Raw genomic sequence first — 18356 nt, 5'->3', positions numbered from 1 at the left:
GCGCCTCCGGTCAGAACGGGCGGGTGAACGGGAGTGGCTTGCGCATCCGGACCAGCAGCAGGAGCGGCACCAGGACGTAGGGCAGGTTGAACGCCAGGAACTTCGCCGGGTTGCCGGTCCGGAAGGCCGGGTCGCCGAAGAACTCGACGCCGAACACGACGATCCCGGTCAGCGTGACGATCATCGTCGCGTAGATCACCGCCGGCAGCTGGATCCAGTTCCGGCCGGTCAGCAACGCGAACACCAGCACGACGTAGAACGGCATGTAGACGAACGCCGAGAGCCCGGTGACGATCCGCATCCAGTCCGGCGGGTGCATGAACAGGACGTCGGCGTCGTGGGCGTACCAATAGTTCGAGTTGACGAAGAAGTTGCTCGACGGCTGCGAGAAGTCGACGCCGACGGTCGGCAGCAGGTCGCTGATCAGCGACGTCACCGTGAAGGCCGAGAACAGCACCGCGAAGAAGACGTCGATCTTGCGGTCCCGCAGCGGCAGGTTCATGCGGCCGATCCTAGGTCCTATTGTGAGGGGATGGACGCGCTGCGGGTGTGCCTCTACGTCTTCGCCGGGGTGACGCTCGGCACCTGGCTGGTGTCGGTGCTGACCAGGGAGTACTCCTGGGTGGACCGGATCTGGTCGATCGTCCCGGTGGTCTACCTGGCGATCTTCGCGGGCGCCGCCGGGTTCGCCGACGCGCGGCTGGACGTGATGTTCGCGCTGGTGGCCCTGTGGGGGATCCGGCTGACGTTCAACTTCGCCCGGAAGGGTGGTTACGCCCGCGGCGGCGAGGACTACCGGTGGGCGGTGCTGCGCGAGCGGATGGCGCCGTGGCAGTTCCAGGTGTTCAACTTCTTCTTCATCTCCCTGTACCAGAACGCGATCCTGCTGCTGATCACACTGCCCGCCCTGACGGCGTTGCAGCACCAGGGCTCGTTCGGCGTCGCGGACGTCGTGGTCGCGGTGATCTTCGCCGCCTTCCTGGTCGGCGAGACGACCGCGGACCAGCAGCAGTGGGTCTTCCACCGCGAGAAGCACGCGGGCCGCGCGTCGACGCGCTTCTGCCAGACGGGCCTGTTCGCCTGCTCGCGGCACCCGAACTTCTTCTTCGAGCAGGCACAGTGGTGGGCGATCGCGGCGTTCGGCGTCGTCGCGGGCGGTCTGCAGTGGACGGTCGTGGGCGCGGTCCTGCTGACGCTGCTGTTCGTCGGCTCGACGAAGTTCACCGAGAGCATCACGAAGTCGCGGTACCCGGAGTACGCGGACTACCAGCGCCGGGTGTCGGCGGTGGTCCCGTGGTGGCCCAAGCGCGAGTCCGTCCGCGGATGACGGTCGTCGCGGCGCTCCAGGTCGGCGCGGGCCTGGACCGGATCCTGGCGTTCGAAGAGCAGCTGCGGGGCGCCTCGCTCGTGGTGCTGCCGGAGGCGGTGGTCGGCGGCTACCCGCGAGGTGGCCCGTTCGCCGGCTACTTCCGCGCGGCGGTGGACGTCCCCGGCCCCGAGGTGAAGGAGCTGGCGGCGCTCTCGTCCCGCACCGGCGCGAGCCTGGTCGCGGGTGTCATCGAGCGCGACGGTTCGACGCTGTACAGCACGGCGGTGTTCCTCGACCCGCACCTGGGCCTGGTCGGCAAGCACCGCAAGCTGGTCCCGACCGAGCGCGAACGCCTGGTCTGGGGCCGCGGCGACGGCTCGACGCTGCCGGTCGTCCCGACGGCGGCGGGCCTGGCGGGCGCGGCGATCTGCTGGGAGAACCACATGCCCCTGCTGCGCGCGGCGATGTACGCGAAGGGCGTGGAGATCTGGTGCGCCCCGACGGCGGACGACCGCGACGTCTGGCAGGCCTCGATGCGCCACATCGCCGACGAAGGCCGGTGTTTCGTGGTTTCGGCGTGCCTGTACGAGTCTGCGGGAGAAGACCCGTTCCGCGGCGGCAGCGTGATCGTGGGCCCGCTGGGGGAGGTCCTCGCCGGGCCGTTGCGGGACGGCGAAGGCCTGATCACCGCGGAGATCGACCTCGAGGAGATCGTGACCGCCCGCAAGAGCCTCGACGTCTCGGGTCACTACGCGCGCCCGGACGTCTTCTCGCTGACGGTGGACGAGCGCCCCCGGGACGGCGTCATCTTCCTGCGGTGACGCCGTCCCGGCCGGACTCACACCGCCAGCCGCCCGCCGTCCACCGGCAGGATCGCGCCCTGGACGAAGCTCGACTCGCCGGTCACGAGGAACGCGATCGCCGCGGCGATCTCCTCCGGGGCCGCCGTGCGGCCCGCCGGGCCGGCGGCCGCCAGCTCGTCCAGGCCGTCGCCGAAGACCGCCGTGCCTTCGGTGCGCGTCGGGCCGGGGCTGACCGCGTTGACCCGGACGCCGGACGGCCCGTACTCCGCGGCCCACGCCTTGGTCAGCAGCTCGACCGCCGCCTTCGACGAGCCGTAGAGCGCCATCCCGGCCATGCCGCGCGCGGCGACCATCGTGGACACGTTCACGATGGCGCCGTGCCCGCGCGCGGCCATTTCCGGCGCCAGCTCGGCGACGAGGAAGAACGGCACCTTCACGTTCGTCGTGGAGACGCGGTCGAACTCGGCCTCGGCCGTGTCCGCGGTGGGCCCGGTCGGGAAGATCCCGGCGTTGTTCACCAGCACGTCGACGTGCCCGCCGATTTCACGGGCACGCGCGGCCAGTTCGCGCGCCGACGAAGCGTCCTTCAGGTCGGCCGCGACGAAGTCGGCCTTGCCGCCCGATTCCCGGATCCGCGCGACGACCTCCGCGCCGCGGGCCGCGTCCCGGCCGGACACCACCACGTGCGCGCCGAGCGCGGCCAGCGCGACCGCCGTCGCGCGGCCGATCCCGCTCGTCCCGCCGGTCACCAGGGCCGTCGACCCGGACAGATCTGCAGTCATCACTCAACTCCTCGTTCCCGATGTCCGTCACGAGGTACAAGCGCGACCACGGAAAAGGACTTCCGGACGAGCGTTCGGCCTTCCTTATGCCCGTGATCAGTCCCGCCGATGGTCTTCCAGCGCGGCGACGAACTCCGCGACGTCCCGCCGATGCGACGTCGCCGGCCACACGGCCCAGGTCCGTCGCACGATCGGGTTTCCCGCCAGCGGCAGCCACCGCACGGTGTCCGGCATCGGGTACGGCCACTCGGGCGGGGCGAAGGCGTAGGCGCCGCCCGCGCTGACCGCCGGGATCTTCAGCTCGACGATCAGCCGCTGCTCCTCGGGCACTTCCGGGCCGACGTCGAGGCCGTGGCTGCGCAGGGTCGCCGCCAGCTCGTCGTACCAGGCCGGGCTGCCCGCGCGCGGGAAGGCGAACCACTCCAGCCCCGCGAGGTCTTCCAGCCGGACGGGCGAGCCCAGCTTCTCCGCGACGTCCGTCGCCAGCAGGACGCCCACGTCCTCGGTGACGACGAGCGCCGCGTCGAGGTCGGGCCCGGGCGGGCGTTCGCGGACCAGCCCGACGTCCAGCTCGTCCGCCCGCAACGCCGCCACCTGCGCCACTGACGACAGGTGCCGTGCCTGCACCCGCGTGTCCGGGTAGGCCTCCGCCAGCCGCGCGAGCGCCGACGGCAGCAGGTCCGGCGGCAGCTCGAGGGGAACGCCGACGCGCAGCACGCCGGTCGCGGTGTGCCGGCCCATCGTGGCCACGGCCTGGTCGTGCCGGGCCAGAACCGCGCGGGCCTCGCCGAGCAACGTCGTCCCGGCGTCCGTGGCCTGGACACCGGTACTGGTGCGCACCAGCAGCTGGACACCCAGCCGCCGTTCCAGCGCGGTGATCGTCTGGGACAGCGCCGGCTGGCTGACGTGCAGCTGGCGCGCCGCCTTCGACATCGCGCCCGCCTCGACGACGGCGACGAACGCCCGCAGTTCGCGGATCTCCATCAGCGGGACCAGCGGATCGGCAGCGACTTCAGGCCGTTCTGGAAGGTCGAGCGCAGTCGCACCGGGTCCCCGGCCAGGGAGACTTCGCCCAGCAGGTCGAGGACCGCGGCGAACATCGCCCGCAGCTGGACGCGGGCCAGGTGCGAGCCGAGGCAGAAGTGCGGGCCGTGGCCGAAGGTCAGGTGGTCGTTCGGCGTCCGGGAGATGTCGAACGCGTCCGGGTCGTCGAACACGTCAGGGTCGCGGTTGGCCGAGGAGAACCACACCACCACTTTGTCCCCGGCGCGGATGTCCACATCGGACAGAGTGACGTCGGCGGTCGCCGTCCGCCGGAAGTTCATGACCGGCGTCCACCAGCGGAGCATCTCCTCGACCGCCGACGGCAGCAGCGACCGGTCCGCCAGCAACCGCCGGTACTGCGCGGGGTGTGAGAGCAGCGCCAGCATCCCGCCGGGCAGGCCGTTGCGCAGGGTTTCGTTGCCCGCCACGGAAAACAGCCAGAAGAGGTTCTCGAACTCGGCGAGCGGGACGCGGCCGCCGTCGGCGCCGACGTGCTGCATCAGGTTGCTCATCACGTCGTCGCCGGGGTGCGAGCGCTTGTAGTCGCCCAACGCGTTCGCGTACGCGTAGAGATCGGGCATTCCCGCGCGGGTGCGCGGATCCGGCATCGAGCCGTCCGGGCCGGGGGAGGGGCGGACGGCGAGCGCGGCCCGCGCCAGGTCGGTGACGTCGGCTTCGGACACCGTCGCGCTGACCGCGTACTCGGCGTCCTGGTAGCCGATGACCCGGTTGCTCCAGTCGTACATCAGCCGCCGGTCCCGCTCCGGCACGCCGAACACCCCGGCCAGCGTGAGCAGCGGCAGGTCGGCGGCCACCTTCGCGAAGTCGCACTCGCCGTCGTCGGCGACCGCGGCGACGAGGTCCCGCGCCCACGTCTCGATCTGCGAAGTCAGCTTCGCGATGGCGCGTGGCGTGAACGCCTTCGTGAGCAGCCCGCGCAGCCGGCCGTGCTCCGGCGGGTCCATGTTGAGCATCATCCGGCGCACGTAGGCGAGGTCCGCGGACGTCGCCGGGTCCCGGATCTGCGTCCCGCCGAGCTGCGAGGAGAACAGCCCGGGGTCGCGCAGGACCCGCCGCACGTCGGCGTGCCGCAGCACGGCCCAGAAGTCGTCGACGCGCACCACCGGCGACGCGGCCCGCAGCCGCGCCAGCTCGTCGTACGGGACGCCTCGTACGTAGGTGTCCGGATCGGTGATCCCCACGGACCGAATCTAACCGTTGTCGCGGGCCGCGCGCCGCATGCGGAGGAAGCCCCAGGCGACGAGCGCCGCGGCGACGACGGTGAGCGTGAGCCCCGCGATCGTGACGGCTTCCCGGAACTGGGCGGTCTGGTGTGCGGTCCAGTGCGGGGTCGCGATGGAGCCGGTGAAGAGGGCGGCGAGCAGCGTGCCGGTGACGGCGATGCCCGCACCGGAGGTCACCTCGGTCGCGGTGTCGGTGAGCGCCGCGCCGATCGTGGTGCGGTTCTCCGGCAGGCCGCGCAGCACGTTGACCCCGGCGACGACGCCGACCACGCGCATCCCGGCGGCGACGAGCACGAGCGCGAGCGCGACGAACACGTAGCCGAGCCGCCCCAGCACGGCGTAGACCGCGAGCCCGGCCACGACCGCCGACGCGCTGAGCCACGCGGCCCGCTCGAGGCCGACGCGGTTCACGAACGGCGAGACGAGCGTGCCGCCCGCGACGAGGACGACGACCTGGGGCAGCATCCCGAGGGCGGCCAGCACAGGCGGCCAGCCCCAGTCGAGCTGCAGTTGCAGGGTCACCAGGTAGCCGAGCCCAGCCGTCGCGAGCCCGGACGCGGCCTTGTAGGCCAGGCCGCTGGAGACGAGCGGACGGGCGACCAGGTTCAGGTCGAGCAGCGGGTGCCGCGCCGAGCGTTCGCGCCGGACGAAGCCGGCGGCCGCCGCGACGGTCGCGGCCGTGACCGCCCAGGGCACCCACGAGCCGGCGCCTTCGTCGACGAACAGCGTCGGGGCGACGAGCGCGAGCACGACGGTCGCGGTGCCGAACACGGCTCCGGGGACGTCGAACGGGTCGCGGTGCAGGCTCGCGGGGTCGTCCGCGGCGATGCCGCCGCGGATGCCGAGGAAGGCGAGCGCCGCGATCGGCACGTTCACCAGCAGCAGGGCCTGCCACGGCACGAGCGCGAGCACGAAGCCGCCGGTGGTGGGGCCGACCGCGAGCCCGGCCAGGCCCACCGTCGAGATGATCGTCGTCGCGCGGACGCGCAGGCCGTCGTCGTCGAAGAGCCGGAAGGCCAGCGCCATCGACCCGGGCGTGGTCATCGCGGCGGCGACGCCCATCGCGACCCGGACCGCGATCAGCTGCTCCGCGCTGGTGACGAACGCGGTGGCGAGGCTCGCCGCGCCGAGCAGGACCAGCCCGGCGAGCATGATCCGGCGGCGGCCGAACCGGTCGGCCAGCGCACCGAAGGCCGGCATGAGGCCGCCGAAGACGACGGCGTAGGCGCCGGTCACCCACTGCAGGGCGGTGGTGGAGGCGTGCAGGTCGCGGCCGATGGTCGGCAGCGCGACGGTGAGGATCGAGTTGTCGAGCATCTCGAAGAGGAAGACCGCGGACAGGCCCGCGAGGGCGACCCAGGCTTCCCGCAGCGATCGCGGGGCGCGGGGTGCGGCCAGAATGGCCGTGGCGCGTTCGGAGGACACGCCACTACGTTAACGGACTAAGTTTAGTGACACAAGAGAAGGTGCTCGGATGCCCAGGACCAGTGCGCGCGGCGGGCCTCAGACGCGGGCGAAGATCGCGGGGGTCGCGGCCCGGCTGTTCCTCGAGCGCGGGTTCGACGACGTGACGGTCGCCGAGGTCGGGCGCGAGGCCGGTGTCTCGAGCGTCACGGTCTTCAAGCACTTCCCGCGCAAGGAAGACCTCTTCCTGGACCGCTCGGCCGACGCCGTCGACGTCCTGCGCGCGGCCGTGCGCGACCGGGCGCCCGGCACCGACGTGACGGCGTCCCTGCGCACGACCACCCTGCGTCTCCTCGACGAGCGCGACCCGGTTTCCGGCCTCGCGGACGGGTCGGCCGCGTTCTTCCGGACCGTCGCGGGCTCGCCCGCGCTGCTCTCCCGCGCCCGGGAGATCAGCGCCGAACTCCAAGCTGTCCTCGCTGAGGAACTGGCCCGCGACCCGGCCTTCGACGGCGACGCGGCCCTGTACGCGGCCTTCTTCGTCGCCGGGTACGGCACGGTGTTCGTGGAGATGGCCCGCCGGCTGATCGCCGGGGACCCGCCGGACGACGTGGCCGCCGGCCAGCGCGTCCGGCTGGAGGCGTTGTTCGACGCCCTCCGCGGCGGCGTCGCCCCCTAGCTCCGGGCGGCCCGCTCGGGCAGGCTGCCGGGATGGACACGCTGAACATGCGCACCGGCGGCCAGGGCGAACCGGCCGTCCTCCTCGTGCACGGCCTGGGCGCGACCGGCGCCGTGTGGGCCCACTTCTCCGTGCTGCTCGACCGGCGCGTCCTGGTCCCCGACCTGCCCGGCCACGGCCCGTCCTCGCCACTGCCGCACTACAGCTTCGAGACGCTCACCGCGGCCCTCGCGCGGGCCCTGCCGGACGGCCGCCCGCTGGTCGTCGCCGGGCACTCGCTCGGCGGGGTGCTGGCGCTGGAACTGGCGTCCGGTAAGTACGACGTCGAGGTCGCGGGCGTGCTCGCGCTCGGCGTGAAGGTGGAGTGGAGCCAGGACGACCTGGGGCGCGCGGCGAGCTTCGCGGCTCGCCCGGCGCGGGTGTTCGAGACCCGCGAAGACGCCGAGCAGGCGTACCTCAAGGTGTCCGGGCTGCTCGGGATCGCGCCCGCGGACCCGGCCGGGCTTCGCGAGACCGAGGGAGGTTGGCGCCTCGCGATGGACCCGGCCGCGTTCGGCGTCGGCGCACCGGACATGCCGGCGCTGCTCGCCGCGGCGCGGTGCCCGGTTGTGCTGGCGGCGGGCGAGAACGACCCGATGTGCCGCCCGGAACAGCTACGCGCGCTGGACCCGGACGCGGTCGTCCTCGCCGGTCTCGGACACAACGCCCATGTCGAGGACCCAGCCGCCGTCCGCGCCCTGTTGGAGCGCTTCGGCGTCTGAAGGCTCGGGTGCAGCCGTCGTACCCCACTCGACGGCTGCTCCGAACCCCTCGCCACCACCGGACGCGAAAAGCCTAAGAAGTCGCGGTGGACGAACGCCTGTACCCGCCCGCCCGGCCGTCGTCACGATCAGTACCTGCGGAAACGGTTATCTTCGCCGTTCGGTGGTACAGGGAAAGCGGCACGATCGTGATGCTGGAGGGGTACGTTCCGCTGCGGGCACCCGGGGAGAGGATCTGTGGACGAAGGCCTGTCGTTCGCCGGATGGCTGCGCGAACGCCGCGTGCTCGCCGGCCTCACCCAGGCCCAGCTGGCCGAGCGCGCCGGGCTGAGCCTGCGGGCGGTGCGCAACGCCGAGCGCGGCAGCGTCCGGCGGCCCCGGCCGGAGACGGAACGCCGCCTGCGGGAAGCGCTTGCCGAAGCCCCGCCCGAACCGGTGCGGATCGGCGTGCTCGGGCCGCTCACCGTGCTGCGCGGGGATTCCCCGGTCGAGATCGGCGCCGAGAAGCAGCGCCTGCTGCTGGCGATGCTGGCCCTGCAGCCGAACCGGACCGTGCGGCGCGAGGACCTCGTCGACGTCATCTGGGACGAGCCGCCGCCGTCGTGCCTGGAGCTGGTCCACACCTATGTCGCGCGGCTGCGGCGGGCGCTGCGGCCCGCCGACCTCATCACCACCGACAAGGGCGGCTACCGGCTCTCCGCGGGCCCGGAAGAGCTGGACCTGCTGCGGTTCGAGGCCCTGCTGGCGCGTGACGACCACCGCGCGGCCCTCGAACTCTGGCGCGGCCCGGCACTCGCCGACGTCGGGCGGCTGCGCCAGCACCCCGCCCGGCTGGCGCTCGGGATGCGGCGCGCCAAGGCCGTGATGGCCTACGCGGAGGTCGCGGACCCCGAGGACGCCGCCGTGCAGCTGCGGGTGCTGACCGCCGAGGAGCCGCTGAACGAGTCCGCGCACGCCCGGCTGATGCTGGTGCTCGCCGCGTCCGGGCGGCAGGCCGCCGCCCTGGCCGTGTTCGAGGAGATCCGGAACCGCCTCGACGGCGAACTCGGCATCGAGCCCGGTCCCGAGCTGCGCGCGGCCCAGAGCCAGGTGCTGCGGCAGGACTTCGCGGGGCCCGAGCCGCCGGCGCGCGTCCCCGCACAGCTGCCCGCGGACGTCGCCGGCTTCCGCGGCCGCACGGCCCAGCTGGCCGAGCTGGACGGCCTCCGGAAGGGCGACGGCACCGGCGCGCGCATCGCCGTCCTGACCGGGACCGGCGGGGTCGGCAAGACCGCCCTCGCCGTGCACTGGGCCCAGCGCTCGCGTGACGAGTTCCCCGACGGCCAGCTCTACCTCGACCTGCACGGCTACGGCACGGTCCGGCCGGTCGAGCCCGGCGACGCGCTGTCCGGGTTCCTGCGCGCCCTCGGCGTCGACGGCGCGGACATCCCCGCCGAGCCCGACGAGCGCGCCGCGAAGTTCCGCACGGTGCTCGCCGGCCGCCGGATGGTGCTGCTGCTCGACAACGCCGGCTCGGTCGGGCAGGTCCGCCCGCTGCTGCCCGGCTCCCCGTCGTGCCTGGTGCTGGTGACCAGCCGCGACGCGCTGCCGGGACTGGTCGCCCGGCACGGCGCGCGCCGCGTCGTCGTCGACCTGCTCACCGAGGAAGAGGCCCGCGACCTGCTGCGGACGCTGCTCGGCCGGCGCGTCGACGACGAACCCGAGGCCACCGGCGCCCTGATCCGCTACTCGGCGAGGCTGCCGCTGGCGTTGCGCCTGGTGGCGGAGCTGGCGCTGAGCCGGCCGGGGGAGCGGCTCACGGCGCTCACCGCCGAACTGGCCGACGAACGGCGGCGGCTCGACCTCCTCGACGGCGGCGGCGACCCGCTGACCGCGGTCCGCGCCGTGTTCTCGTGGTCCTACCGGCACCTTGCGGCCGGCGCCGCGCGCGTGTTCCGGCTCTGCGGCCTGCATCCGGGCCGCGACCTGACCCCGGCTGCGATCGCCGCGCTCGCCGACGTCCCCCTGCCGGAAGCCGAGCGGCTGACCGGCTCGCTCGTGCGCGCCCACCTCGCGCAGGAGACCGGCCAGGACCGCGTCCAGCTGCACGACCTGCTGCGCGTCTACGCCGCCGAGCTCGCGGCCGCCGACGCGGTCGAGAGCCGTGGCGCGCAGGAGCGGCTGTTCGACTTCTACGTCCGGTCGGCCGCGCAGGCGATGGACGCCGTCCTGCCGCAGGAACGGCACCTGCGCCCGCAGGTGCCGGACCCGGACGTCAAGGTGATCGACGCGCAGCCGTGGCTGGAGGCCGAGCGGCGCAACCTCCTGGCCGTCGCCGCGCACGCGACGCGGCACGGCTGGCCCGACCACCTGCGGCTGCTGTCCGGGATCCTGTGGCACTACCTGGACGTCGGCGGCTACCACGAAGAAGCCCTGGTGCTGCACACGCACGCGTCGGCGCTGGCCCACGACGCCGGCGACCGGACCCAGGCCGAGCCGCTCACGCTCATCGGGCTGGGCCACTGGCGCGTCGGGCGGTCCCGGGAAGCGTTGCGGTACCTGGAAGAAGCGCTCGTCCTGGTCCGCGAAACCGGCGACCGGCGCACCGAAGTCCACGTGCTCAACACCCTCGGCCTGGTCTGCCGGGCGCTGGGCCGGTTCGCCGAGGCGATCACGTACTCGACGGAAGCCCTGTCCCTGGCCCGGAAAACCGGGGACCGCACCAGCGAAGGACTCGTGCTCGTCGTACTCGGCTGCTCCTGCCGCGGCATCGGCCGGTACGGCGAAGCGATCGGGTACCTCGAAGATGCGCGGGCGCTGGCCCGGGACACGGCCGACCGCACCAGCGAGGGCTACGCGCTGGTCAACCTGGGCGACTCGCTGTCCGCGCTGGGGCGGCACGACGAAGCCGCTTCGGCGCTGGCGGAAGGACTCCAGCACTTCCACGCGATGGGCGTGCGGGTCAGCGAAGGCTACGCGCTGGGCATCCTCGGCGACGTCGAGCACGCGCGCGGCCGGTACCCGGAAGCCGCGGCGCACCTCGAACGCGCGCTGGAAATCGCGCAGGAGACCGGAAGCCCGACCAACCGCAGCGTCGCGCTCAAGCACCTCGGCGACGTCCGGCTGGCGCAGGGCCGCGTGCACGAAGCGGCCCAGCACCTCGAAGAGGCACTGGGCCTGGCCCGCGAATGCGGTGACCGGGGCGTGGAGTCCCGGGTGCTGAACAGCCTCGGCACGCTCGCGGCAGCGCGCGGCGCGTCCTCGGACGCGCTCACCCACCACCGCGAAGCACTGGCCGTGGCGAAGGAAACGGGCTGCCGTCCCGAGCAGGGCCGCGCGTACTGCGGGCTCGGCGAAGTCCACAGTGGACTGGGTGAGCCGGGGACCGCGCGCGAACACTGGGAACGCGCGCTGGCCTGCTACGCCGCGGAGTGCGTGCCCGGCGCGATCCGGGTCCGGGACCACTTGGCGGCCTTGGAACGTGCCGCCGGGTAGTGCCGCTCGTCGGCGACGAGGTCGCCTTCGAGGCGCTGGACGTCGCGGTCGAAGACATCGGTGCTGCCGGCCAGCCGGTTCCGCGGGTACGGACGGCGGCGGTAGGCGTGGTCGAGCGCCCAGGCGAGCAGCACAACGGCGGCGAGAACGGCGATGATCATGGTGCTCCTCCCGGAGTGGATGACGCTGTTGCCTTGAAGAACGTGTAGTGGAAGGTGCCGTATTCCCTGGTGGTGCGGTAAAGGTCGGCGATCCCGCGGGCCCATTCCCGTGCGGTGGTCAGCTTCTGCGCGACGGCCGTTTCGCCGATGCCTTCGACCATCGCGGTGAAGGTTTCGCGGGTGAACCCGGTGACGAGATCGGGTTTCGTCGCGTCGGCGTAGACGGTCCTCGGCTCGACTTTCACGTCGTCGAAACCGGCTTCGGCGAGCAGGGGGTACAGCCGTCGTCCGATGAGCCCGTCGCCGCCGGCGCCGGCCTGCAGCCGGATCAGGCAGTCGATCGCGGCTTGCGCGTGGTCGCTGCGCGGGTGGAAGAACGCCGAGCCGTGGTCGCCCTCGATGACGGTGATCGTGCCGCCCGGCCGGAGCAGGGTTTTCAAGTGCGTCAACGCTTTCTCCGGCTCCGGCAGGTGTTCGAGCACGAAGCAGACGAAGAGGTGGTCGTACTCGCCGTCGAGGGCGAACAGGTCGGCTCTCCGCCATTCGACGGGTGCGCTGATCCGGGCTCTTGCCTGGCTGAGGGAGTCCGCGGAGATGTCGACCGCGGTGAGGTGCGCGTCCGGGCTGCGGGCCACGAGGTGGCCGGTCTGGGCGCCGACGCCGCAGCCGACCTCCAGCACGCGGCTGCCGGCGGGGTAGGCGGTTCCGTCGTGCAACAGCTCGGCGAGGGCGTCGGCCTGGTCGCCGAGCCGGCGCGCCTCGGGGGCGGTGTACCCGTGCACGTAGGTGGTGTCCATGGACCCAGCGTGCTGCGACAATGGCTCGATGGACAGGGCCAAAACGCCGCTTCCGGAGGGGTCCATAGGCTCGGACTTCCTCCAGCTCGACGTCCGCGAGGCACCGCCGGGCGGCCTCGCGGACTGGCTGGCCGGACAGCTGCGCGCCGCGGTCGCGGACGGCCGGCTCCCGGTCGGCGGCCGGCTGCCCGCGTCCCGGGTGCTGGCGGCCGAGCTGCGCGTCTCGCGAGGCGTCGTCACCGAGGCCTACCAGCGCCTCATCGACGACGGCCACGCGGCGGGCCGCGGCCGCGCGGGCACGGTGGTGGTCGCCGCCCCGGTGACGGCGCCCGACCCGGCGCCGGTGGGCGTGCCCGCGAAGGTGATCACGCCGCTGCCGGGCGCCGAGGTGTTCGACGCGGTCCGGGCGGCCCCGGCCCGGATCGACTTGACGCCGGGCGTGCCGGACTTGACGGCGTTCCCGCGCGCGGCGTGGCTGCGGGCGGAGCGCGCGGTGCTGGACGAGCTCGAGCCGTCCCACTTCGGCTACGGCGACCCGCGCGGCGCCCCGGCGATGCGGCTGGCGGTGTCGCACTGGCTGGCGCGCAACCGCGGCATCCGGGTGGACCCGGGCGAGATCATCGTGGTGTCCGGGGTGGCGCAGGCGCTGACGCTGGTGGGGGAGGTGCTGCGGCAGCACGGCGTCGCGGAGATCGCGGTGGAGGACCCGGGTTCCCTGGGCGCCCGACAGCACCTGCACCACTGCGGCCTGGCCACCCCACCGGTCCCGGTGGACGACGACGGCCTGCGCGTGGCGGACCTGCACGCCCCGGCGGTGCTGCTGACCCCGGCCCACCAGTTCCCCACGGGCGTGGTCCTCGGCGGCGAGCGCCGCCGCGCCCTGATGAGCTGGGCGGCCGACGGCGGCATCGTGGTGGAGGACGACTACGACGCGGAGCACCGCTACGACCGCGCGCCGGTGCCGGCGGTCCGGTCGATGCTGCCGGAAGTCTGTTACACGGGAAGCGTTTCGAAGCTGCTGGCCCCGGCGTTGCGGGTCGGCTGGCTGCTGGCCCCGCCCCGGTTCCGCGACGATCTGGTGGCGGCGAAGCGGTTCGCGGACCTGGGCAACGCGGTGCTGGCCCAGCTGGTGCTGGCCCGTCTCATGGAGACGGGCGAGCTGGAGCGCCAGCTACGGGTGGTGCGGTCGCGGCATCGCCGCCGCCGCGACGCGATGATCCGCGCGCTCGCCGCTCACCTGCCTGCCGCGGTGGTCCACGGCGCCGCGGCGGGCCTGCACCTGACGATCACGTTCCCTTCGGGGGTGGACGACGTCGCCTTGGCGGCGGCCGCGCTGGAGGAAGGGGTGAAGGTGCAGCCGTTGTCGTGGCACCGGCAGCTGCCGGGCCGCCCTGGCCTGGTGATGGGGTATGCCGCGCGGACGGCGACCGAGATCGCGGAAGGGGTCGCGGTGCTGGGGGGACTTGCCCGCTGACCTCGCCTTTTGCGAGGCCCGGTTTCAACGCTACCGCCGGCCACCGACAGTTCCGCCCCACGCACCCCGGTTGTCCACAGGGCACCCGACCTATCCCCAGCCCCCGGACGCCTCATCCGCGACCGGCGCTCGCCCAGCCGGGTAAAGGATCCACAAAGGACGGTCAAGCAAGTGTGATCATGCTCTCCCAGGCGATTCGCTCGGTTGGTTGCCATACGCAAGCAAGTTGCTTAGCCTAGCTAAGGGACTTTGCGAGCAGAAGGGTTGCACAGTGGCGGAACGCCGGACGTATTCGATCGCGGAACTGGGGCCGCGGTACAAGTGGATCGCGCTGTCCAACACGACGCTGGGCATGCTGATCGCCACGATCAACTCCTCGATCGTGCTGATCGCGCTGCCCGACATCTTCAAGGGCATCGGCATCAACCCCCTCGAGCCCGCCAACACCAGCTACCTGCTGTGGATGATCATGGGCTTCCTCGTGGTCACCGCGGTGCTGGTGGTGAGCTTCGGCCGGCTCGGCGACATGTACGGCCGCGCGAGGATGTACAACCTCGGGTTCGCCGTCTTCACCGTTTCTTCCATCATGCTGGCCGTCACCTGGTTCGACGGCGACGCCGCCGCGCTGTGGCTGATCGGCTGGCGGATCGTCCAGGGCGTCGGCGGCGCCTTCCTGATGGCGAACTCGTCGGCGATCCTCACCGACGCCTTCCCGGCCAACCAGCGCGGCCTCGCGCTCGGCATGAACGGCGTCGCGGCCATCGCGGGCTCGTTCCTCGGCCTGGTCGTCGGCGGCGTGCTCGCCCCGATCGACTGGAACCTGATCTTCCTCGTCTCGGTCCCGTTCGGCGTGATCGGCACGATCTGGGCGTACCTCAAGCTGCACGACACCGGCATCCGCAAGCACGCGAAGATGGACTGGTGGGGCAACATCACCTTCGCGGTCGGCCTCATCGCCGTCCTGGTCGGCATCACCTACGGCATCCAGCCCTACGGCACCTCGTCGACCGGCTGGGGCAGCCCGATGGTGCTGAGCTGCCTGATCGGCGGCGCCGCGGTGCTGGTCGCGTTCGTGATCATCGAGACGAAGGTGCCGAACCCGCTGTTCCGGCTGTCGCTGTTCAAGATCCGCTCGTTCACGTGGGGCAACATCGCGAACCTGACGGCGTCGCTCGGCCGCGGTGGCCTGCAGTTCATCCTGATCATCTGGCTGCAGGGCATCTGGCTGCCGCAGCACGGCTACACGTTCGAGCAGACGCCGCTGTGGGCCGGCATCTACATGCTGCCGATGACGGTCGGGTTCCTGGTGGCCGCGCCGACGTCGGGCATCCTCGCCGACCGGATCGGCAGCCGAATGCTCGCCTCGAGCGGTCTGTTCATCACCGCCGTGACGTTCCTGCTGCTGATCCTGCTCCCGGTGAACTTCAATTACTGGGCGTTCGCCGCGATCCTGCTGATCAACGGCATCGGCATGGGCATGTTCTCCTCGCCCAACCGCGCCGAGGTGATGAACAGCCTGCCGGCGGACGCGCGCGGGTCCGGCGCGGGCATGATGACGACGTTCCAGAACGCGGCGATGGTCCTGTCGATCGGGTTCTTCTTCAGCCTGATCATCGCGGGCCTGTCGAGCAGCCTCCCGACGACGATGAGCCAGGGCCTGATCCAGCACGGCGTCCCGGCGGCGTCGGCGGACCAGATCGCCCACCTCCCGGCGGTGGCGGTGCTGTTCGCGGCGTTCCTGGGCTACAACCCGATCCAGCAGCTGCTGGGCGGTCAGCTGTCGGCGCTGCCGCCGGACCAGGCGTCGTTCCTGACGGGCCGCAGCTTCTTCCCGAACCTGATTTCGGGCCCGTTCCAGTCGGGCCTGGCGGTGGCGTTCGGTTTCGCGATCGCGGTCTGCCTGATCGGCGCGGTGGCGTCGCTGCTGACGAAGGACGCCCGCCCCGAGGACCGCGAGTCAGTGGGCGAGGAGCTGGCCGCGGTGGCCGGCGAGTCCGGCGGCGGCCCGAGCGAACTGGTGTCGCCCGCCAGCGAACGCTGACGGTGGTTTCGGAAACCCGGGTGCCGCGTCCGGCGGCACCCGGGTTTCCGCGTCCTGGGCTACCAGCCGATCGAAGCCCGCTGGATCTTCACCGGATGTGCCGGAGCGCCGTCGAGCGGCCCGTTCGGATCGGTGGGAATGATCCCGTCCGCCACCATGTGGTCGATGGCCGACATCCCGCGCACCACGGTCCCCAGCACCGAATAGTTCGCCGGGATGTTCGCGAAGGAATGCACGATGAAGAACTCCGACCCGTTGGTCCCGGGCCCCTGGTTCCCCATGGCCACGGTCCCGCGCGGGTAGGTCTCCGAACCGGTCACCTCGTCGGGGAAGGCGTACCCCGGCCCGCCCTTCTCGACCTCGTAGATGTCCCCGCACTGCAGGACACCGAGCCGGGAAGAGTTCGAAAGACGCCAGCACTGGGTCCGGTCGTAGAACCGCTGCGCGATCAGCGAAACCATGTTGTGCACCGCACAAGGCGCCGCGCCCGCGCGGTTCAGCCGCACCGTCACCGGCCCGTAGTTGAACCGGAAGGTGACGTCGACCGTCCCGAGCGTCGACGCGAACGGCAGCGGGCGCACCACCGGACGGGCAGCGGGGTTCGACGGCGTCGGCGTGAACGTGCACCGGACGACCGGAACCGACGCGGATGCCGGCGCCGGAGCGACCAGCAGGGCACCCAGGACACCGACGAGAGCCAGACCCCAGCGCAGCTTCATGCCGGGGACGTTAGCGAAGGACGAACTACTTGCGCCAGGCCGTGCGCTGCTTGCGGATGTCCAGCACGAGCAGCAGCATCAGGAACAGCGAGAGCCCGACGAGCCAGACGTTCTCGGTGTTGTTCTCGTGGTTGCCCTTGAGCATCACGAGCAGGATGATCGCGCTGACCCAGCCGGCGATCCGGGTGGCCTTCGGGAACGTGCCGTGCCAGCCCCAGGCCGCGGACGGCTCGTCGCGCGGGTCGACCTCGGGACGCCGCTTCTCGACCGCCTTGCCTGCCACGATGAACTCCTCAAGACCCGTGAACCTCGGACGCGCTGATGATCCCACACCTCGGGGTGCGCCGCGGACACGCCCCGCGTGGCGCCGGACACCCCGGCGAGGGTTTCCGGAACCAGGCTCGCGCGACGGTGTACCTCCGGGTGCGCCGCGGCGACGCGCCGCGCGACAATGACCCGCGATGACTACCTCGCGAAGCGTTCTCGTGCTCGGGTCCACCGGGTCCATCGGCGTGCAGGCCCTGGACGTCGCGGCCCGCAACCCGCACCTGTTCCGGGTGGCCGGCATCGCCGCGGGCGGCGCCGACCCGGCCAAGCTCGCCGCGCAGGCGCTCGCCCACGGCGTCGAAGCCGTCGCCGTGACCAAGGCCACGGCCGCCGAAGACGTGCAGCTCGCGCTGTACGCCGAAGCGCAGAAGCGCGGCTACTCCCAAGGGGACTTCAAGCTGCCGCGGCTCTTCGCGGGGTCCGACGCCGTCACCGAGCTGATCGACGCCGTCCCCGTCGACACCGTCCTCAACGCCCTGCCGGGCTCCCGCGGCCTCGAGCCGACGCTCAAGGCGCTCGCCACCGGCGCCACCCTCGCGCTCGCGAACAAGGAGTCCCTCATCGCCGGCGGTCCGCTGGTGCTCGCCGCCGCGAAGCCCGGCCAGCTCGTGCCGGTCGACTCCGAGCACTCCGCCATCGCGCAGGCCCTGCGGTCCGGCAAGGAGAACGAGGTCGCGAAGCTCGTCCTCACCGCCTCCGGGGGCCCGTTCCGCGGCCGCAGGCGCGAGGAGCTGGCGGACGTCACCGTCGAGCAGGCGATGGCCCACCCGACCTGGTCGATGGGCCCGCTGATCACGATCAACTCGGCGACCCTGGTCAACAAGGGCCTCGAGCTCATCGAGGCGGCGCTGCTGTTCGGCATCGAGCCGGACCGGATCGACGTCACCGTGCACCCGCAGTCGATCGTTCACTCGATGGTGACCTTCACCGACGGCTCGACGATCGCCCAGGCCAGCCCGCCCGACATGCGGCTGCCGATCGCGCTCGCGCTGCACTGGCCGGACCGGGTGCCCGGCGCCGCGCCCGCCTGCACCTGGGACAAGGCCGCGACCTGGACGTTCGAGCCGCTCGACAACGAGGCCTTCCCCTCGGTCGAGCTGGCCCGGCACTGCGGGACCGTGGGCGGCTGCCTGCCCGCCGTCTACAACGCCGCGAACGAGGAGCTCGTCTCCGCTTTCCTCGCGCAGAACACCCGCTTCACGTCGATAGTGGACACTGTTTCCGAGGTGGTGGGAGCCGCCGACGAGTGGCGTCGCGAACCGCGCGACGTCGAGGACGTTCTCGCCGCCGAGCGCTGGGCTCGCGCGCGGGCCGGTTCGATCATCGAGGGGAAGTAG

At 72.3% G+C, this 18356-nt stretch carries 17 protein-coding genes; 8 read left to right on the top strand and 9 right to left on the bottom strand.

What is annotated here, in order from left to right; genetic code table 11:
- Positions 1-10: 10 nt before the first annotated feature.
- Complete coding sequence (locus tag ACWEN0_RS18140) at positions 11-502, bottom strand: EXPERA domain-containing protein (protein WP_451974527.1); 492 nt, start codon at positions 500-502, stop codon at positions 11-13.
- Positions 503-532: 30 nt separating this feature from the next.
- Between ACWEN0_RS18140 and ACWEN0_RS18135 the strand changes: the two genes are divergently transcribed.
- Together ACWEN0_RS18135 and ACWEN0_RS18130 are read left to right on the top strand one after the other, a co-directional pair.
- A complete protein-coding gene (locus ACWEN0_RS18135) occupies positions 533-1327 on the top strand; it encodes a DUF1295 domain-containing protein (RefSeq protein ID WP_451974525.1) in 795 nt (264 codons plus the stop codon).
- Positions 1324-2130: a carbon-nitrogen hydrolase family protein gene (locus ACWEN0_RS18130; RefSeq protein WP_451974523.1), complete on the top strand. Its 807-nt coding sequence runs from the start codon at positions 1324-1326 to the stop codon at positions 2128-2130. The genes ACWEN0_RS18135 and ACWEN0_RS18130 overlap by 4 nt, the downstream gene beginning before the upstream one ends.
- A 17-nt stretch (positions 2131-2147) precedes the next feature.
- Here the strand turns inward: ACWEN0_RS18130 and ACWEN0_RS18125 are convergent, their stop codons facing one another.
- From ACWEN0_RS18125 to ACWEN0_RS18110, 4 genes are all read right to left on the bottom strand, one after another.
- Positions 2148-2894: an SDR family NAD(P)-dependent oxidoreductase gene (locus ACWEN0_RS18125; protein WP_451974521.1), complete on the bottom strand. Its 747-nt coding sequence runs from the start codon at positions 2892-2894 to the stop codon at positions 2148-2150.
- 96 nt (positions 2895-2990) lie between these two features.
- Positions 2991-3878 carry a LysR family transcriptional regulator gene (locus tag ACWEN0_RS18120; protein ID WP_451974519.1) on the bottom strand — a complete coding sequence of 296 codons (888 nt, stop codon included), beginning with the start codon at positions 3876-3878 and terminating at the stop codon, positions 2991-2993.
- Positions 3878-5140, bottom strand: a complete 1263-nt coding sequence (locus ACWEN0_RS18115; RefSeq protein WP_451974517.1) for a cytochrome P450 — start codon at positions 5138-5140, stop codon at positions 3878-3880. Before ACWEN0_RS18115 ends, ACWEN0_RS18120 begins: the two co-directional genes overlap by 1 nt.
- Positions 5141-5149: 9 nt before the next feature.
- Entirely contained in the window at positions 5150-6607 is a 1458-nt protein-coding gene (locus ACWEN0_RS18110; RefSeq protein ID WP_451974515.1) for an MFS transporter, read from the bottom strand.
- 49 nt (positions 6608-6656) lie between these two features.
- Here ACWEN0_RS18110 and ACWEN0_RS18105 point away from each other — a divergent pair, with 49 nt between their 5' ends.
- From ACWEN0_RS18105 to ACWEN0_RS18095, 3 genes are all read left to right on the top strand, one after another.
- A complete protein-coding gene (locus tag ACWEN0_RS18105) occupies positions 6657-7265 on the top strand; it encodes a TetR/AcrR family transcriptional regulator (protein ID WP_451974513.1) in 609 nt (202 codons plus the stop codon).
- A gap of 32 nt (positions 7266-7297) precedes the next feature.
- Positions 7298-8026, top strand: a complete 729-nt coding sequence (locus ACWEN0_RS18100) for an alpha/beta fold hydrolase (protein WP_451974511.1) — start codon at positions 7298-7300, stop codon at positions 8024-8026.
- 237 nt (positions 8027-8263) lie between these two features.
- Complete coding sequence (locus ACWEN0_RS18095; protein WP_451974509.1) at positions 8264-11500, top strand: tetratricopeptide repeat protein; 3237 nt, start codon at positions 8264-8266, stop codon at positions 11498-11500.
- Here the strand turns inward: ACWEN0_RS18095 and ACWEN0_RS18090 are convergent.
- Positions 11425-11661, bottom strand: coding sequence for a hypothetical protein (locus ACWEN0_RS18090; RefSeq protein WP_451974507.1), 237 nt, complete (start codon positions 11659-11661; stop codon positions 11425-11427). The two genes, ACWEN0_RS18095 and ACWEN0_RS18090, sit on opposite strands and share 76 nt — an antisense overlap.
- The gene (locus ACWEN0_RS18085) at positions 11658-12458 is read right to left on the bottom strand and encodes an L-histidine N(alpha)-methyltransferase (protein ID WP_451974505.1); all 801 of its coding nucleotides are present in this window, start codon (positions 12456-12458) and stop codon (positions 11658-11660) included. Before ACWEN0_RS18085 ends, ACWEN0_RS18090 begins: the two co-directional genes overlap by 4 nt.
- A 28-nt stretch (positions 12459-12486) precedes the next feature.
- Between ACWEN0_RS18085 and pdxR the strand changes: the two genes are divergently transcribed.
- On the top strand, positions 12487-13932 hold the full coding sequence (pdxR, locus tag ACWEN0_RS18080) for a MocR-like pyridoxine biosynthesis transcription factor PdxR (RefSeq protein ID WP_451974503.1): 1446 nt from the start codon (positions 12487-12489) through the stop codon (positions 13930-13932).
- Between the two features lie 271 nt (positions 13933-14203).
- Positions 14204-15973, top strand: a complete 1770-nt coding sequence (locus ACWEN0_RS18075) for an MFS transporter (protein WP_451974501.1) — start codon at positions 14204-14206, stop codon at positions 15971-15973.
- 59 nt (positions 15974-16032) lie between these two features.
- Here ACWEN0_RS18075 and ACWEN0_RS18070 read toward each other — a convergent pair whose 3' ends face one another.
- Together ACWEN0_RS18070 and ACWEN0_RS18065 are read right to left on the bottom strand one after the other, a co-directional pair.
- Positions 16033-16692, bottom strand: a complete 660-nt coding sequence (locus ACWEN0_RS18070; RefSeq protein ID WP_451974499.1) for a peptidylprolyl isomerase — start codon at positions 16690-16692, stop codon at positions 16033-16035.
- Between the two features lie 25 nt (positions 16693-16717).
- On the bottom strand, positions 16718-16975 hold the full coding sequence (locus ACWEN0_RS18065) for a DUF2631 domain-containing protein (RefSeq protein WP_451974497.1): 258 nt from the start codon (positions 16973-16975) through the stop codon (positions 16718-16720).
- A gap of 178 nt (positions 16976-17153) precedes the next feature.
- Between ACWEN0_RS18065 and dxr the strand changes: the two genes are divergently transcribed.
- On the top strand, positions 17154-18356 hold the full coding sequence (gene dxr / locus ACWEN0_RS18060; protein ID WP_451974495.1) for a 1-deoxy-D-xylulose-5-phosphate reductoisomerase: 1203 nt from the start codon (positions 17154-17156) through the stop codon (positions 18354-18356).

This window comes from Amycolatopsis sp. NPDC004378, assembly GCF_053602455.1.
The sequence above is the reverse complement of the archived record's forward strand: the minus strand, read 5'-3'. Positions and strand labels throughout refer to the sequence as shown.

Excerpts from the sequence above, each read along its gene's own strand:
- ACWEN0_RS18140 (WP_451974527.1), bottom strand. The coding sequence starts at position 502 with ATGAACCTGCCGCTGCGGGACCGCAAGATCGACGTCTTCTTCGCGGTG.
- ACWEN0_RS18070 (WP_451974499.1), bottom strand. The coding sequence starts at position 16,692 with ATGAAGCTGCGCTGGGGTCTGGCTCTCGTCGGTGTCCTGGGTGCCCTG.
- ACWEN0_RS18130 (WP_451974523.1), top strand. The coding sequence starts at position 1,324 with ATGACGGTCGTCGCGGCGCTCCAGGTCGGCGCGGGCCTGGACCGGATC.
- ACWEN0_RS18100 (WP_451974511.1), top strand. The coding sequence starts at position 7,298 with ATGGACACGCTGAACATGCGCACCGGCGGCCAGGGCGAACCGGCCGTC.
- dxr (WP_451974495.1), top strand. The coding sequence starts at position 17,154 with ATGACTACCTCGCGAAGCGTTCTCGTGCTCGGGTCCACCGGGTCCATC.
- ACWEN0_RS18090 (WP_451974507.1), bottom strand. The coding sequence starts at position 11,661 with ATGATCATCGCCGTTCTCGCCGCCGTTGTGCTGCTCGCCTGGGCGCTC.
- ACWEN0_RS18105 (WP_451974513.1), top strand. The coding sequence starts at position 6,657 with ATGCCCAGGACCAGTGCGCGCGGCGGGCCTCAGACGCGGGCGAAGATC.
- ACWEN0_RS18085 (WP_451974505.1), bottom strand. The coding sequence starts at position 12,458 with ATGGACACCACCTACGTGCACGGGTACACCGCCCCCGAGGCGCGCCGG.
- ACWEN0_RS18135 (WP_451974525.1), top strand. The coding sequence starts at position 533 with ATGGACGCGCTGCGGGTGTGCCTCTACGTCTTCGCCGGGGTGACGCTC.
- ACWEN0_RS18120 (WP_451974519.1), bottom strand. The coding sequence starts at position 3,878 with ATGGAGATCCGCGAACTGCGGGCGTTCGTCGCCGTCGTCGAGGCGGGC.
- ACWEN0_RS18125 (WP_451974521.1), bottom strand. The coding sequence starts at position 2,894 with ATGACTGCAGATCTGTCCGGGTCGACGGCCCTGGTGACCGGCGGGACG.
- pdxR (WP_451974503.1), top strand. The coding sequence starts at position 12,487 with ATGGACAGGGCCAAAACGCCGCTTCCGGAGGGGTCCATAGGCTCGGAC.